Genomic DNA, 14,364 nt, shown 5'->3' on the forward strand with positions numbered 1-14,364 from the left:
GGTCAGGCCTGTCGGAAGTTGGAGCGGGCGACGCCACCGGAGCTGGCCGGCTTGGTCAGGTTGAGGAAGCGCTGTTCGACCGAGAGCGGAATGGCGAGGTCGCGCGCATTGGCGCCGGCGATGCGGCCGTCGAGCAGCTTGTGCGCGGCGGCGACGGCGCCGTCGGCGGATCCCGTGTTGTTGCGGGCGGCGATGGCGGCCTCGACCTTTGCGCGCAGGCCCAGCCCGCCCGCCTTGGCGATCTGGTTGGCGATCTGCTCGGAGAGCATCGAGCGCCAGACGCCGCCGGCGGTGCCGCTGCCGAAGTTGTTCGCCGTCGCCTCGGGCATCATCTGCTCGATGAAGGTCTGGATCACCTGTGCCTCGAACTGCTGCATCGTCTTGGCGGTCTTCGAGGGCACGGCCGGCGCGGCGCTCTCTAATTTAGCCGGCGCAAGAGCGGCGAATTTCTCACGCGCCCCGGCGAGCCCGGGCGGCGCCGCCTCGTCCACCGCGGCGGCGAACTGCGTGCCGGCGATGCCGTTGCCGAGCTTCTGGAGCCGGTCGACGGCGAGCTGCAGGCGCGCCGGATCGGCGGCGCGGGCCACGTCGAGCACGATGTCCGACGGAGGAGTAATCGCCATTGTCACCTGCCAGGGTCGTTGAACGATCTGGTGTCGATGATGGCGGATCAGGCTTGTTTCAGGCTTGCGGGCGGCGGAGGCGGAACCGGTATCAGAAGGTCGCTGCCCGCCGGCCTTCACGCGCATCCATGATCTCAACGAGCGCGCCGTCCTGATCGGCCCGCAGCTTCACCTTGCGGAGATGGTCGGCGAGGCGGGCGGTGCGCTTCTCGCGGCCCGTCTCGGCGAGGACCTGCCTCGCCTGGACGATCGCCGCCGCCTCTAGCTGCGCGGCCGAGACCTCGGTCCGGTGCAGACGCCTGGCGGTCATGTCGGCGAAGAGCCCGGCGGTCGGCCCCTCGCCGTTGAGCGCTGCGACCAGCGCGCGGGATTCGGCGCGCGCCGCGGCGGCCTGCAGCTCGATGGCCTTCTGGCGCCATTCCGCGAGCTTGCGGATGCGCGACTGGATCGACAGCATCCGCTCGATCGCCTTCAGACGCTGGCCCTGCATGGCCGCTCAGCCCCGCGCCAGCCAGGTGGAGAAGGCGGAGATGAACAGGCTCAGCGCCTCCGGCCCGGAGAAGTAGAGCAGGAACAGCCCGCCGGCGATGACGAAGGGCAGCGAGATGAAGTAGACCGGGATCTGCGGCGTCAGCTTGTTCATCAGGCCGATCGCGAGATTGACGATCACGGCATAGATGATGAAGGGGCTGCCGACGCGCAGCGCGAGGTAGAAGGTCTCCGAAGCCCGGTCGGCGATCTGGATCAGCCCGGCCTGGGCGTCGAGCGGCGTGCCCGGCGCGATGCGGCTGTAGGAGCCCGCCAGCGCCCGGATGACCTCGGCATGCTGGTTGGTGACGAACATCAGCGTCGCCGCCGTCAGGGTGATCAGCGTCACGAAGGGGGCGGAGGCCTCGGCCTCGTCGACCGGCAGGCCGGGCAGCTGGCCGAGGCCGGCGGTCGTCGCCATCGCGGTCGCGATGGTCTGGAGCGCCAGGAAGAAGAAGCGCGCCATCAGCCCGATCAGCGCCCCGGTCATCGTCTCGGCGAGGACGACGCGCAGCAGCGTCGCGGGGCCGGGCGAGACGAGATGGGCGAAGGCCGGCAGCACATAGGGCGCGAGCGCCAGCGTGACGCCGACCGCGATCATCAGCCGGAAGCGGACCGGCACGCGGGGGCTGGAGAAGCCCGGCATCAGCATCAGGCAGGCGCCGATGCGGCAGAAGATCAGGAAGGCATGCAGCACCGTGTCGGGCGTGAACGGCGTCACGAGATGGTGCCCAGCAGGTTGACCTCCAGCCCGCGCGCGATCTCGACATGGGAGAGGACGGGCAGCGCCGGGAAGATGCGCTCGACGATCATGCGGACGTAAGGGCGCGCATCCGGGCTGGTGACGAGCACGAAGCTCTGGCCCTGGTCCATGCGGGCGCGGATCGCCGTCGTCGCTTCGGCCGCGAACTCCTCGATCAGGCGCGGATCGATGTCGAACTCCACGACCTCGCCCTTGGCGTCGCGGCGCAGGCTCTCATGGAAGGCGAGGTCCCAGCGGTTGCCGAGCCTGAGCATGTTGAGCACGCCGCCCTGGGTGAGGTCGCCGCAGATCTGCTGGGCCATGCGCATGCGCACATGCTCGGCGATCTGCTCGGCGCGGCGGACATGGGGCGCGATCTCGGCGACGACCTCGAGGATGAGGTGGAGGTTGCGGATCGAGACGCGCTCGGCCAGCAGCAGGCGCAGCACCGCCTGCAGGCTCGAGAGCGACATATGGGCCGGGCAGATCTCGTCAAGCAGCTTCTTGTATTCGGGTCCCAGCCGGTCGAGCAGCGCGCGCATGTCCTTGTAGGACAGAAGCTGGCCGAGATTCTTGCGGATCGTCTCGCTGAGATGGGTGAGCAGCACCGAGAGCCGGTCGACCGGCTGCATGCCCTCGCGCCGGACCTCGTTGGCATAGCTTTCCGAGACCCACATCGCCTTGACGCCGAAGGCGGGTTCGCGGACCTCCTCGCCCGGCAGATCGGGCAGGCGGCCGTCGCCGACGACGACCAGCATGCTGCCGGGGCGCATCTCGCCCGTGGCGGCGACGGTGCCGTGGATGCGGAACTCGTAATGCTTCGGCGGCAGCGTCAGGCTGTCGGAGAGTTTGATCTCGGGCACGACGAAGCCGTATTGCTGCGCGAATTTCTTGCGCATCTTGCCGACGCGATGCGCCAGCTCGCTGTGCGAGGTCAGCATCTCGGCGGCGAGCTGCTTGCCGAGGCTGAGTTCGATCTCGGCGGTGCGCAGCGATTCCTTGATCGTGTCCTGGCTCTCGCGCGCGGCCTCCTCGGCCTCCATGGCGCGGATTTCCTCGGCGGCCGCGGCACGCTCGGCGTTGCGCTTGGGGATGGTGTAGCCGACGAAGGCCATCACCCCGCCGAGCAGCGCGAAGGGCAAAAGCGGCAGGCCGGGAACCAGCGCCAGGATCACCATCAAGAAGGAGGCGACGAAGAGGGCGCGGGGATAATGCCCGAGCTGGCCGAGGATCGCCTGTTCGGCCGTCCCGCGGGTCCCGCCCTTCGAGACGAGCAGGCCGGCGGCGAGCGAGACGATCAGCGCCGGGATCTGGGTGACGAGACCGTCGCCGACCGCGAGCTTGACGAAGACGTCGGCCGACTGGGACAGCGACATGCCGTGGCGGGTGACGCCGATGATGATGCCACCGAGGATGTTGACGGCGGTGATGATCAGCCCGGCGATGGCGTCACCGCGGACGAATTTCGAGGCGCCGTCCATGGCGCCGAAGAAGGAGCTCTCCTCCTCCAGCTCGTGGCGGCGGCGCTGCGCCTCGGGGGCGTCGATCAGCCCCGCCGAGAGATCGGCGTCGATCGCCATCTGCTTGCCGGGGATGGCGTCGAGGGTGAAGCGGGCGCCGACCTCGGCGATGCGGGTCGCGCCCTTGGTGATCACGATGAAGTTCACCGTGACGAGGATGACGAAGACGATCAGCCCGATGACGAAATCGCCGCCGATGACGAAGCGGGCGAAGCCGTCGATGATGTAGCCCGCCGCATGCGAGCCCTCGTTGCCATGGGCGAGGATGACGCGGGTCGTGGCGATGTTGAGGGCGAGCCGCAGCATCGTCGCGACCAGCAGGATGGTCGGGAAGGAGGAGAACTCCAGCGGCTTCTTGATCCAGAGCGCCACCATCAGGATCAGCACCGAGAGGGCGATCGAGAGCGCCAGGCCGAGATCGATCAGGAAGGCCGGGATCGGCAGGAACAGGATCGAGAGGATCGCGACGATGCCGACGGCGAAGCCGATGTCGCGGCGGCTGGCCGGCGGTTCGCCGGACGTCGCCTTGGGCGCGACCTTGCCGGTGATGAGCTGGGGCGTGGCCATTTGGGCACCCTGTCCTGTCGTCGGAGATTCGCGCCCGGCGCCGCGCGCTCAGAAGCCGCGCTCGATGCGCCCGTAGACGCGCTCGGTGAAGGCGAAGATGTGCGCGCCGGTGAAGGCCCCGGTCGTCGCCATCACGATCAGGATGACGACGATCTTCGGCACGAAGGTCAGCGTCGCCTCCTGCACCTGCGTCAGGGCCTGCATCAGCGCGATGATCAGGCCGATCGCCATCGCGGCGACGACCGCCGGGCCGGCCCCGACGATGATCGCCCAGACGGCGTCGCGCATCATGTCGAGGGCGTCGGCCTCGTTCACGCGGCGTGCCTCAGGCTTCTGTGGTGGCGGGCTTCAACGCCGCGATGCCGGCGATGATCTGGTCGAGCTTGGCGTTGGCGGTGACCGACTGCTCAACCTGCGAGAGCGCCGCGAACTGCTGGACGTACTGCGCCGGATCGGTCGGGTTGGTCGGATCCTGATTCTTGGCCTGCGCGATCAGGAGCTGCAGGAAGGTGTTGTAGTCGCCCATCGCGTTCTTGGTGCTCGTCGACGTCGAACTCGAGCTCGAGCTCGTCGTCGTGCTCGGAATGCTGCTCACGTCCATGATCGGCTCCATCGGGTCCGGTGTGGTGGCCCGCCGGCGGCGGCGGACCCGGTTTCGTCAGGCGAGCGCGGCCTCGCACGGCCTCGGCGCGACGGCCGCAGCTCTCACTGTCGCCGGCAGGCTAGGCTCCCTGGCCTGCCCGGAGCTTGCGAGGATCGCGGCTTCCGCCGGATAGAGGGCCCGCAGCTGCTTCAGCGCCTCGAAATGGCGCTCTTCCGCGATCAGCCGGTCCACCGCCTGGAGGCCGAGGAGCACGTCGGCATCCTCGAAGATGCAGGCGGTGGTCATCAGCATGCGGTCGAAGAGCAGCCGGGCGGCGCCGGCGTTCTTCGGGTCGATCAGCATGGTCTGGACGACGAAATAGAGCTGCCGCAGCGGCGTCGTCGTCTCGTCGGGCTGGATGACATGGGTTTCGAGCAGGAAGGTCGCGTCGTTCATCAGCTCGAGACTGACCTTGCGGTCGAAGCGCAGGATCGCCCCGTTGATGTAGATCTTCTCGTTGGCGCGCAAAGAGAGGTTCATCGGCTTGCCCATCCTCCGGTTCAGGCGAGGCTGTCGCGGATCATCTTGTTGACGTCGATGACCGACTCGAAGTCGTCGGACTGTCCCAGCCGCAGCGCCTCGCCCTGGCGCAGGGCGAAGAGGCCGATCGAGATCAGCGAGGCGCGCAGGCTCTCCGGCAGTCCGTTCTCGGCGCTGCCGAGATCCTCGATCAGCAGGGTCCAGAGCCGGCGCAGGAAGCCGACCGCCTCGATCGTCTCTGGCGAGGCCGCCCCGGTGGGTCGCGCTTCCTCGAGCAGGGTCACGGCGTGGTCGAGCGCCCGCCATTCCTGGGCGCGGGCGAGGGCGTAGTCATCCGCGGCCATGGCCGCATAGGAGCTCTGGTACATGGGGCATCTCCGGACGGTGGACGGGAGGGCGTGGGCGCGCAGTCGCCCGGTCGCGCCGGCGGAGCCGGAGCGGGAGGCGAGCGCGGATGGCGGGGCGCCCGGCGGCGATGTCGGCGGCCGGGCGCGGGGTCAGCTCATGTATTTCAGGATGTTGAGCTGCTGGATCCTGACGGTCAGCGCATAGGCGGTGTCGAGCTGCGTCGTCAGGTCGGTGACGCGGACATTGGCCTCGTAGGGATCGACGTTCTCGAAGCCCTGGATCTGCTTGGCGACGATGTCGCGCTGGATCGTGAGCCGCTCGCTCGAAACCTTGACCCGCTCCTCGATGGCGCCGAGCTGCGCCTGCGTCGCGGTGAGGCCGAGGATCGCCTTGTTGACGCTCTCGATGCTGGCGTCGACGACGGCGCGGAAGGCGTTGGTGTTGAGCGTCTCGGTGCCGAGGTCGTAGGCCATGGTGTAGGCCATGGCGAGGTCGCGCATGGTCTGCGTGTTGGCGTTGGTCGAGACCTCAACGACTTCGCTCAGCGAGATCCGGCCGGTCATGTTCTGGTCGAGCGCCGAGGACCAGTTCGTGCCCCAGGCCGGGTTGGCGAACTCCGCCGGCAGCACGGTCTGCAGGAATGTCGTCATGTCGGCCTGCGTGATGTTGGCGACCGCGGGCGCATTCTGGGCGAAGCCGAAATAGCCGGCGAAGGCGGCGTCGATCGCAGCCTTGTTGCCCGAGACCGGGGTGGCGAAGTAGTCGGTCACCGGGCGCTGCTGCGTATTGATGCCGGCGAAGAGGAACTGGCCGCTGGACGAGGCGTTGAGCGACGCCGTCAGCGCCTGCAGATTGTTCTTCGCTTCCGACTTCAGGACCTCGGCGCCCTTGTCGCCGTCGCGCACGCTGATCAGCGTGGCGAGGAACTGCTCGGCGGTCTCGCGCATGCCGTCGAGCGCCTTCTGCGTCACCTCCAGACGCGAGGCGACGAGGCCGTTGGTGTCGACGATGCCGTTCAGCCGGTCGTACTGGTCGCGCAGGCCGACGGTCTTGCCGGTGCTGCCGCCGAGCGTCAGGCCGATATCGGCATGGCGCAGCGTGGTCGATTCCGTGGTGGCGTCGGCCAGGCTGTCGCGGGCCTTCGCAACCGCGTTGCGCAGCGTGCCGGAGAGCGAATAGTTCGAGATGAAGCTCGTCTTCATGGTCGTTACCTCACGGCCTGCAGCAGCGCCTCGAGCATCCGGTCGATGGTCGAGATCAGGGTCGACGAGGCGTTGAAGGAGCGCTCCAGCTCCATCATCAGCGTCATCTCCTCGTTGATGTCGACGCCGGTGACGTTGGAGAGCGCGGCCGTCGTGCGCTGGAGCAGCGCGGTCTCGTAGCCGAGCGTCTGCGTCGCGGTCTGGCGCTTGGCCTCCAGCCAGCCGACCGACGAGCCGGCGAAGCCGACGAGGGTGTCGGTCGGGTCGGCGTCGGTGGCGGGGTCGAAATTGCGGCTGGTGCCGAGCGCGGTCAGCAGGCCCTGAATGCGGTCGGGGAAGCCGGCGGCGCCGCTGGCATTGTAACTGTAGTTGGGGTCGAGCGGGTCGGAGATGCCGCCGTCGCGCAGCCGGTCGAGATCGCCGCCCTGGGAGGGGTCGGCATTGGCGTTGATGCGGATCGTGCCGGCCAATCCCGCCACCGTCACGGCGGTCGCCGGAATGGCGGCCGGGCCGGGCGGCGGGCCATAGGTGAAGAGGCCCGCCTGGTCGGGGCCGACGCCGGTCTGGTCGCTCTCGGCGAAGACCTCGATCAGCCCGCGGGCGATCTCGTCGAGCTGGCTCTGATAGGTGACGGTGATCTCGTCGCGGACGATCGCCGAGCCGTGGATCTGGCCGGATTTCAGCGGCATGATCGCGTTGGGACCGGTGACGGGCACGCCGTCGACATAGACCGCGTTGCCCGCCGTGCCGGCGCCGAGCGCGAAGCTCGGCGCCATCGTGACGCTGCGCGGCACCGTCTCGAACAGCGTCACGCCGCCATCGGTGTAGATCACCATGTCGTTGTTGGGCCGCGTCGCCACGCTGATGCCCATCTCCTCCGAGAGCTGGGAGAGGATGCGGTCGCGCGTGTCGAGCTGGTCGGTGATGTCGGCGCCCGACTGGCTGCCCTTGACGATGGCGCGGTTGGCGACCTCGAACTCCTTGAGCAGGCCGTTCACCCGCTCGACGCCGAGCGCCATGTCGGCATCGGCCTGCTGGCGGACGGTGCGCACCGCCTCGCTCGCGGCGTTGAGGCTGCGGACCATCTCGGTCGCCTTGGTCAGCACGTTCTGCGCCAGCAGCGGATCGTCCGGCGTCACGCCGTATTGCTGGAGGGCGTTGGTCAGCGCGCCGAGCTTGGCCGCGAGCGACTGGTCGAGTTCGGGATCGTCGACCGTGGCTTCCAGCTGGTCGAGCGCATCGACGATCGCCTGCTGTCCGGAGGTGGTCGCGGTGGAGCCGAGCTTGGCCGCGAACAGCACCGAATCCATCGCCCGGCTGATCGAGGCGATCTTCACCGCCCCGCCATAGGTGGTCACCAGCGTGCCGGCCTTGCGGTTGTAGTTGGGGTCGTCGGCGCCGGCGACGTTGCGCGAGAGCACGGAGGTCTGGGTCGAGGTCGCGGTCAGCGAGGACTGCGCCACGTTCAGGGCGGATGACAGGCTCATGGATGGGTCCCCGTCTCGCTTTCGGCTGGGCTCAGCGCTTCAGGTTGACGAGGACGTCGAGGATTTCCGAGCCGGTCTGGAAGACCTTGGAATTCGCCGTGTAGCTGCGCTGCGACTCGATCATCGCCGTCAGCTCGGTGGCGAGGTCGACATTGGACTGCTCGAGCGCCCCGGAGCGGATCGAGCCGAAGCTGCCGCTCTCGGGGAAGCCGACGATGACGTCGCCCGACATGTTGTTGACGGAGTAGACATTGCCTGATTGCGGCGTCAGCTGGTCGACGCTCGGCACGGTGGCGAGCGGGATGCGATAGGTCGCGCGCCGTGCGCCGTTCTCGAAGACGGCGTAGACGGTGCCGTCCTCGGCGATGTCCACGCTCTCGACCGCGCTCGGCGCGTTGCCATCGACCGCGAGTTCGAGCGCGGTCTCGCCGGTCGCGACCTGCGAGACCTGGCTGAAGTCGATCGTCGCGGTGGCGCCGCCGGGGATGGCGACGGTGAAATTGGCCGGCGCGGTGGTGAGCTGGCCGGTCGGTCCGAAGGCGAGCGCGACGTTGGCGAGCGGGCCGCCCGCATAGGGGAAGCCGCCGGCGGTGGCGCCCGCCTGGTCGAAGACGACCGCCTGCCAGGTGTCGGGGGCCGTGCCGGTCTTCGCCATATAGACGTCGAGGAACTTCTTGTTGCCGAGATTGTCGTAGGAGACGATCGAGGCCTTGCTCGAATAGGTGCTGCCGGCGACGTTGTCGGAGGGCAGGGTGCCCGCCGCGATCACCGTGGCGTTGGAGTCCAGAACGCCTTTCAGGGTACCGCTCTGGGTGGGGTTGGCCTCATAGGCGACATTGGCGAGGTTGATGCGCTCCAGCCCGTCCAGGCTGTTGGCGACGACGGTCGGGTCGCCGTTCTGGATCGGGTAGCCCATCAGGTAGAAGCCGGCCGAATTGACCAGTTCCTGGCTCCCGTTCTTCACGAAGGCGCCGGCGCGGGTCATGTAGGGCGTGCCGCCGGCGTCGGTGACGACGAAGAAGCCGTTGCCGCGGATGGCGAGGTCCGTCTTCGAGGTCGAGCCCATGATCAGGCCCTCGTCGGAGATCGCGTAGCGCGTTGTCGTCTCGACGCCGCCGGAATTGTACTCGCTGTGGTTCCCTTCGGAGATCAGCGAGGAAAACTCGGTCGAGGCGCGCTTGTAGCCGACGGTATTGACGTTCGCGATGTTGTCGCTGACGGCGCCGAGCTTGCTGCCCTGGGCGGCCATGCCGGACACGCCGGTGCGCATGATCCCGAAAATGCTCATCTGCCGATCTCCAAGCGAAGCTGTCGAGCTTCATCTGATCTGGAGTTGCTTGCCCGAAGCTTTCGCCTGATTATGTCGGGTATTTTGATTCAAATTTATCGAAAAGAGCCGCCGAATACGTCAAAATCGACTCCTTATACTATAGGCGCTCCCACGCGCCCGTTTCCGCGACTCGTCGCCCGGGCAGCAGAGGCCCCGCTGGATGCGGAGTCGAACCCGGTCGCGGTTAAATTTCGAGGGTTAATGAAAGGTATAGGCTTTCTTATAAATCCGTATAACGGTCTTTAACTCAGGTTTCCACAGTGTTTCATCTCAAGTCTTGTTATTCGTTTCTCTCGTTGACCATGATGAAGACGATGCCTAGCGTCACGCTGCTTCCAGCTCTTTTGAGGGGGAGTTATACCGATGCTGGGGGGTGTCCATGTATATCGTCATCGATGACCGGGTTCTTGTCACCGAAGGATATCAGTCTCTGTTTACGGGCGAGGGCGTTCCGGCCATCGGTTTCACCCCCTCGCGCTTCCAGGAATGGGTCGAGGATACCTCGGCCGATCATCTGAGCAGCGTCGAGGCTTTTCTGATCGGCGACTGTGCCGAGCGGTCGAGCTTTCCGACCATGATCCGCCGCCGTTCGCAGGCGCCGGTGATCGCGATGAACGAGGCCTCCTCGCTCGAAAAGACGCTCGAGCTCTTCGCCGCCGGCGTCGACGACGTGGTCCGCAAGCCGGTGCATGTCCGCGAGATCCTTGCCCGGGTGAACGCGATGCAGCGCCGGGCCGAGAAGCGCCGTGCGAGCGACGACGAGGTCACGATCGGCGAGATCAAGGTCCATTTCGACGGCAGCGACCCCGAGGTCGCCGGCGAGGCGATGGCCTTGCCGCGGCGCGAGCGGCGGATCCTTGAATTCCTGATGCGCAATCGCGGCCGCTGGGTCACCAAGACCCAGGTCTTCAACGCGGTCTATGGCCTGTTCGACGCGGAGGTCGACGAGGCCGTGGTCGAGAGCCATGTCAGCAAGCTGCGCAAGAAACTGCGTGAGCGGCTCGGCTATGACCCGATCGAGTCGAAGCGCTATCTCGGCTACACGATCTCCTGACGCGCGCCCCGGCCGCTGGGCCGGGGCCGGTCTTGCCGTAATTTTCGGACAGTCTTCGTTTCCCTTTCTTGTCTCCAGGCTTCGCCGAGGCCAGCTTCACGCAAGTCAATCCTCCTAGTGTCGTCTGGTCACTACAAGGGAGGCTTCCGGTGGAGCCCATCCATCTCTTCGATCTCGCCGCCCAGCAGTCGCGCTGGCTCGCCGTTCGACAGAACGCCGTCTCGCAGAACATCGCGAATGCCAACACGCCGCGCTACGCCGCGCGCGATGTCGAGCCCTTCGACGCGGTGGTGCGCAAGACCACGCTGTCGCTGGCGGCGACCGAGCCCAACCATATCTCCTCGACGCCGGCCGAGGCGCTGACCGCCCGGCCGCGCAAATCCGACAGCTGGTCCACCGTGCATTCCGGCAATTCGGTCAGCCTCGAGCAGGAAATGCTCAAGGCCGGCGAGATCAGCCGCAACCACGCCTTCACGACCAACATCGTGCGCAGCTTCCACCGGATGATGATGACCGCGATCAAGGGCTGACCAGCCCCGCGCAAGCATTCGCCGTTCGAATACTGTCCAGAGTGAGTACAAAGCCATGATCGACCCTCTCGACGCTTCGATGAAGATCGCCGTTGCCGGCCTCCAGGCCCAGTCGACGCGAGTGCGTGTCGTCTCGGAGAACCTGGCCAACGCCCAGGCCACCGGCACGACCCGCGGCGCGGATCCCTACCGCCGCAAGACCGTGACCTTCGAGAGCGCGATGAACCGGGCGCTGGGCGTCTCGCTCGTCAAGATCAAGGGCGTCGGCGTCGACAAGGCGCCCTTCCGCGTCGAGTTCGAGCCGAGCCATCCGGCCGCCGACGAGAAGGGCTACGTCAAGATGCCCAACGTCTCGCTGCTGCTCGAAATGGCCGACATGCGCGAGGCGAACCGCTCCTACGAGGCCAACCTGCAGATGATCAAGCAGGCGCGCTCGATGCAATCCATGACCATCGATCTTTTGAGGAACGGCTGATGCTCAACGCGATTTCCGCTCTCGCGCCGGTCGCGAGCCAGGTCACCCAGGGTCTGTCGGGCCTCGCCGGCGCCAGCCTGCGCCAGGGCGCGACCCCTGCCGCGGGCGCCGCCCAGCCCGGTGCCGATTTCGGCTCGGTCTTCGCCAATGTGGCGCAGAACTTCGTCGACAAGCTCGCCGAGGGCGAGGCCCAGGCGGTCGCCGGCATCCAGGGCAAGGCGGCCGTTCAGGACGTCGTCCAGGCGGTGATGTCGGCCGAGCAGTCGCTGCAGCTCGCCATGGCGATGCGCGACAAGGTCGTCGGCGCCTACCAAGAATTCATGCACATGGCGATCTGAGGACCGAACCGATGAAAGTCCTCGCCATCGCGGCCACCGGCATGAGCGCGCAGCAGCTCAATGTCGAGGTCATCGCCAACAACATCTCCAACATCAACACCACGTCGTTCAAGCGGGCGCGGCCGGAGTTCACCGACCTGCTCTACCAGACCGAGCGCTCGCGCGGCGTGCCCAATCGCGGCGGCGACGGCTCGATCCCCGAGGGCGCCTCGCTCGGGCTCGGCGTCCGCGCGGCGGCGATCCGCAACCTGCACATCCAGGGCGCGATGACGCAGACCGGCAACCGGCTCGACCTCGCCATCGACGGGCGCGGCTGGTTCAAGGTCACGGCGCCGGAGGGCGAGACGCTCTATGCCCGTGCCGGCACCTTCAACACCAATGCCGATGGCGACATCGTCACGGCCGACGGCTATCTGCTCGATCCGGCGATCCGGGTCCCGGCCGATGCGGTCGACGTCACGGTCAACGAATCCGGCCTCGTGCTCGCCAAGATCCCGGGCGAGGTGCAGCCGCGCCAGCTCGGCCAGATCACCCTGGCGAATTTCGCCAACGATGCCGGGCTCGAGCCGCTCGGCGGCAACCTCTACCGCGAGACCGTGGCCTCGGGGCAGCCGACCGACGGCAACCCGACGGCGATCGGCTTCGGCAAGCTGCGGCAGGGCTATCTCGAGGCGTCGAACGTCGATCCCGTGAAGGAGATCACGGCGCTGATCTCGGCGCAGCGCGCCTATGAGATGAACGCCAAGGTCATCACCGCCGCCGACCAGATGGCCGGCACCGTCTCCAACGGCATCCGGTGAGGCGCGTGATGGTCCGCCCGACGCTGCGCCGGAAGGGTTTCGCCGCGACCATGCTCGCCGCCGCTCTGGGCCTGTTTCCGGCCGGCCCGGTTCAGGCCAACCCGGCGGCGGTGACGCTGCCGGTCCCGGCGGTCACGCTCTATCCGGGCGACGTCATCGCCGATGTGCATCTGGTCGATCGCGCCTTCCGGGTGGCCGGGCGGGTGGCGGTGGACAACCGGCTCGCTCTGGTCGGCAAGGTGGTGCGGCGCACGCTGCTGCCGGGCCAGCCGATCCCGCTCAACGCGGTCGACGATCCCAAGGTGGTACGCCGCGGGGTGCCGACCCAGGTCGTGTTCCGCGAGAGCGACCTCGTCATCACCGGCATCGTCGAGCCGATGGCCTCGGCCTCGGTCAACGAGATGGTCAAGGCGCGCAATCCCGACACCGGGCTGATCGTGGTCGGCGTCGTCCAGGCGGACGGCACGATCCGCGTCGGGAGCGAATGATGACGCTCGCCTCGCGACTGATCGTCGGCCTCTGCGCGTTCGCCCTGGCGCTGACCGGCGCGATGCCGGCCCGCGCTTCGGTGCGGATCAAGGACATCGCCGGGCTGCAGGGGGTGCGCGACAACCAGCTCGTCGGCTACGGGCTCGTCATCGGCCTGCAGGGCACGGGTGACAGCGTGCGCAACTCGCCCTTCACCGGCCAGGCCCTGCAATCCATGCTCGACCGGCTCGGCGTGAACGTCCGCAATTCGGCGCTGCGCACGCGCAATGTCGCGGCGGTGATCGTGACGGCGGACCTGCCGGCCTTCGCCGGCCGCGGCAGCCGGATCGACGTCTCCGTCGCCTCGATGGGGGACGCGACCTCGCTGCTCGGCGGCACGCTCGTCGTCACCTCGCTCCTGGCGGCGGACGGGCAGACCTACGCGCTGGCGCAGGGCCGCCTGAATGTGTCGGGCTTCTCCGCCCAGGGCGAGGCCGAGCGGCTGACGCAAGGGGTGACCACGGCCGCGCGCATTCCCGGCGGCGCGCTGGTCGAGCGCCAGATCCCCGACCAGCTCGCGACGCTGCATGTGCTGTCGCTCGAACTGCGCAATCCCGATTTCGTCACGGCCGAGCGCGTCGCGGGCGCGATCAACGCCTTCACCCGCGACCGCTACAAGTCGACCGTCGCCTTCGCGCTCGACCACCGCACGATCAGCCTGACGCGGCCGCCCAACATGTCGACGGCGCGCTTCATCGCCGAAATCGAAAGGCTGGAGCTGGAGCCGGATTCACCCGCCCGCGTCGTCGTCGACGAGCGCACAGGCACGGTGGTGATCGGCCGCGACGTCAAGATCTCCACGGTCGCCGTCACCCATGGCAATCTGACGGTGCGCGTCACCGAGACGCCGATGGTCTCGCAGCCGGAGCCGCTGAGCAACGGCCAGACGGTGGTGGTGCCGCGCACGCAGATCGAGGCGCAGCAGGGCAATGGCCGGCTCGCCATCATTAACGGCGCCAACCTGCACACGTTGGTGCGCGGCCTCAACCAGATCGGGCTCAAACCCGCGGGGATCATCGCGATCCTGCAGGCGATCAAGACCGCGGGTGCACTCCAGGCCGACCTCGTCGTGCAGTAGTGCGCCGGGGCGGCGCCGGCTCGCCGCCGCGCCAGCCCCGCGAAAGCGACGCCCGCTAGAACCCAATCATCGACCATCGAGCCGAGGGGGC

18 protein-coding genes are annotated in these 14,364 nt (G+C 67.7%); 7 read left to right on the forward strand and 11 right to left on the reverse strand.

Features of this window, described 5'->3' with window-relative positions; translation table 11 throughout:
• Positions 1-2 precede the first annotated feature (2 nt).
• From ACFPN9_RS27090 to ACFPN9_RS27140, 11 genes are all read right to left on the reverse strand, one after another.
• Positions 3-623, reverse strand: coding sequence for a rod-binding protein (locus ACFPN9_RS27090; protein ID WP_066724017.1), 621 nt, complete (start codon positions 621-623; stop codon positions 3-5).
• Between the two features lie 91 nt (positions 624-714).
• Positions 715-1,113 carry a hypothetical protein gene (locus ACFPN9_RS27095; RefSeq protein WP_066724015.1) on the reverse strand — a complete coding sequence of 133 codons (399 nt, stop codon included), beginning with the start codon at positions 1,111-1,113 and terminating at the stop codon, positions 715-717.
• 6 nt (positions 1,114-1,119) lie between these two features.
• Entirely contained in the window at positions 1,120-1,872 is a 753-nt protein-coding gene (gene fliR / locus ACFPN9_RS27100) for a flagellar biosynthesis protein FliR (RefSeq protein ID WP_066724013.1), read from the reverse strand.
• Entirely contained in the window at positions 1,869-3,980 is a 2,112-nt protein-coding gene (gene flhA / locus ACFPN9_RS27105) for a flagellar biosynthesis protein FlhA (RefSeq protein WP_066724006.1), read from the reverse strand. Before flhA ends, fliR begins: the two co-directional genes overlap by 4 nt.
• A gap of 48 nt (positions 3,981-4,028) precedes the next feature.
• Positions 4,029-4,295, reverse strand: a complete 267-nt coding sequence (gene fliQ, locus ACFPN9_RS27110; RefSeq protein WP_066724003.1) for a flagellar biosynthesis protein FliQ — start codon at positions 4,293-4,295, stop codon at positions 4,029-4,031.
• A gap of 10 nt (positions 4,296-4,305) precedes the next feature.
• Positions 4,306-4,581 (reverse strand): flagellar hook capping FlgD N-terminal domain-containing protein, encoded by a 276-nt coding sequence (locus ACFPN9_RS27115; RefSeq protein WP_082735399.1) that lies wholly within the window; start codon positions 4,579-4,581, stop codon positions 4,306-4,308.
• 57 nt (positions 4,582-4,638) lie between these two features.
• Complete coding sequence (gene flbT / locus ACFPN9_RS27120; protein ID WP_245282309.1) at positions 4,639-5,103, reverse strand: flagellar biosynthesis repressor FlbT; 465 nt, start codon at positions 5,101-5,103, stop codon at positions 4,639-4,641.
• A gap of 20 nt (positions 5,104-5,123) precedes the next feature.
• The gene (gene flaF / locus ACFPN9_RS27125) at positions 5,124-5,471 is read right to left on the reverse strand and encodes a flagellar biosynthesis regulator FlaF (protein WP_066723994.1); all 348 of its coding nucleotides are present in this window, start codon (positions 5,469-5,471) and stop codon (positions 5,124-5,126) included.
• A gap of 129 nt (positions 5,472-5,600) precedes the next feature.
• A complete protein-coding gene (locus ACFPN9_RS27130) occupies positions 5,601-6,653 on the reverse strand; it encodes a flagellar hook-associated family protein (RefSeq protein WP_066723992.1) in 1,053 nt (350 codons plus the stop codon).
• Between the two features lie 5 nt (positions 6,654-6,658).
• Positions 6,659-8,140, reverse strand: a complete 1,482-nt coding sequence (gene flgK, locus ACFPN9_RS27135) for a flagellar hook-associated protein FlgK (RefSeq protein WP_066723990.1) — start codon at positions 8,138-8,140, stop codon at positions 6,659-6,661.
• 31 nt (positions 8,141-8,171) lie between these two features.
• Positions 8,172-9,428, reverse strand: a complete 1,257-nt coding sequence (locus ACFPN9_RS27140) for a flagellar hook protein FlgE (RefSeq protein ID WP_066723987.1) — start codon at positions 9,426-9,428, stop codon at positions 8,172-8,174.
• A gap of 421 nt (positions 9,429-9,849) precedes the next feature.
• On the opposite strand from ACFPN9_RS27140, the gene ACFPN9_RS27145 reads away from it, so the two are divergent.
• The 7 genes from ACFPN9_RS27145 (at position 9,850) to flgI (ending at position 14,273) form a co-directional block, all read left to right on the forward strand.
• Positions 9,850-10,524: a response regulator transcription factor gene (locus ACFPN9_RS27145; protein ID WP_066723985.1), complete on the forward strand. Its 675-nt coding sequence runs from the start codon at positions 9,850-9,852 to the stop codon at positions 10,522-10,524.
• A 149-nt stretch (positions 10,525-10,673) separates the two neighbouring features.
• Complete coding sequence (gene flgB / locus ACFPN9_RS27150) at positions 10,674-11,054, forward strand: flagellar basal body rod protein FlgB (protein ID WP_066723983.1); 381 nt, start codon at positions 10,674-10,676, stop codon at positions 11,052-11,054.
• A gap of 55 nt (positions 11,055-11,109) precedes the next feature.
• Positions 11,110-11,529 carry a flagellar basal body rod protein FlgC gene (flgC, locus tag ACFPN9_RS27155; protein WP_066723981.1) on the forward strand — a complete coding sequence of 140 codons (420 nt, stop codon included), beginning with the start codon at positions 11,110-11,112 and terminating at the stop codon, positions 11,527-11,529.
• Entirely contained in the window at positions 11,529-11,867 is a 339-nt protein-coding gene (gene fliE, locus ACFPN9_RS27160) for a flagellar hook-basal body complex protein FliE (protein ID WP_066723978.1), read from the forward strand. The genes flgC and fliE overlap by 1 nt, the downstream gene beginning before the upstream one ends.
• A gap of 11 nt (positions 11,868-11,878) precedes the next feature.
• Positions 11,879-12,667, forward strand: coding sequence for a flagellar basal-body rod protein FlgG (flgG, locus tag ACFPN9_RS27165; protein ID WP_066723975.1), 789 nt, complete (start codon positions 11,879-11,881; stop codon positions 12,665-12,667).
• 8 nt (positions 12,668-12,675) lie between these two features.
• Positions 12,676-13,155, forward strand: a complete 480-nt coding sequence (flgA, locus tag ACFPN9_RS27170; RefSeq protein WP_066723973.1) for a flagellar basal body P-ring formation chaperone FlgA — start codon at positions 12,676-12,678, stop codon at positions 13,153-13,155.
• Positions 13,155-14,273: a flagellar basal body P-ring protein FlgI gene (gene flgI / locus ACFPN9_RS27175; RefSeq protein ID WP_066724112.1), complete on the forward strand. Its 1,119-nt coding sequence runs from the start codon at positions 13,155-13,157 to the stop codon at positions 14,271-14,273. The genes flgA and flgI overlap by 1 nt, the downstream gene beginning before the upstream one ends.
• Positions 14,274-14,364 lie beyond the last annotated feature (91 nt).

The sequence above is a fragment of the Allobosea massiliensis genome, from assembly GCF_042655245.1.
Lineage (GTDB): Bacteria > Pseudomonadota > Alphaproteobacteria > Rhizobiales > Beijerinckiaceae > Allobosea > Allobosea massiliensis.

Bases quoted from the DNA above. Each gene is read 5' to 3' on its own strand.
- ACFPN9_RS27090 (WP_066724017.1), bottom strand. From the start codon at position 623: ATGGCGATTACTCCTCCGTCGGACATCGTGCTCGACGTGGCCCGCGCC.
- ACFPN9_RS27095 (WP_066724015.1), bottom strand. From the start codon at position 1,113: ATGCAGGGCCAGCGTCTGAAGGCGATCGAGCGGATGCTGTCGATCCAG.
- flhA (WP_066724006.1), bottom strand. From the start codon at position 3,980: ATGGCCACGCCCCAGCTCATCACCGGCAAGGTCGCGCCCAAGGCGACG.
- ACFPN9_RS27115 (WP_082735399.1), bottom strand. From the start codon at position 4,581: ATGGACGTGAGCAGCATTCCGAGCACGACGACGAGCTCGAGCTCGAGT.
- flbT (WP_245282309.1), bottom strand. From the start codon at position 5,103: ATGAACCTCTCTTTGCGCGCCAACGAGAAGATCTACATCAACGGGGCG.
- flaF (WP_066723994.1), bottom strand. From the start codon at position 5,471: ATGTACCAGAGCTCCTATGCGGCCATGGCCGCGGATGACTACGCCCTC.
- ACFPN9_RS27130 (WP_066723992.1), bottom strand. From the start codon at position 6,653: ATGAAGACGAGCTTCATCTCGAACTATTCGCTCTCCGGCACGCTGCGC.
- flgK (WP_066723990.1), bottom strand. From the start codon at position 8,140: ATGAGCCTGTCATCCGCCCTGAACGTGGCGCAGTCCTCGCTGACCGCG.
- ACFPN9_RS27140 (WP_066723987.1), bottom strand. From the start codon at position 9,428: ATGAGCATTTTCGGGATCATGCGCACCGGCGTGTCCGGCATGGCCGCC.
- ACFPN9_RS27145 (WP_066723985.1), top strand. From the start codon at position 9,850: ATGTATATCGTCATCGATGACCGGGTTCTTGTCACCGAAGGATATCAG.
- flgC (WP_066723981.1), top strand. From the start codon at position 11,110: ATGATCGACCCTCTCGACGCTTCGATGAAGATCGCCGTTGCCGGCCTC.
- fliE (WP_066723978.1), top strand. From the start codon at position 11,529: ATGCTCAACGCGATTTCCGCTCTCGCGCCGGTCGCGAGCCAGGTCACC.
- flgG (WP_066723975.1), top strand. From the start codon at position 11,879: ATGAAAGTCCTCGCCATCGCGGCCACCGGCATGAGCGCGCAGCAGCTC.
- flgA (WP_066723973.1), top strand. From the start codon at position 12,676: ATGGTCCGCCCGACGCTGCGCCGGAAGGGTTTCGCCGCGACCATGCTC.
- flgI (WP_066724112.1), top strand. From the start codon at position 13,155: ATGACGCTCGCCTCGCGACTGATCGTCGGCCTCTGCGCGTTCGCCCTG.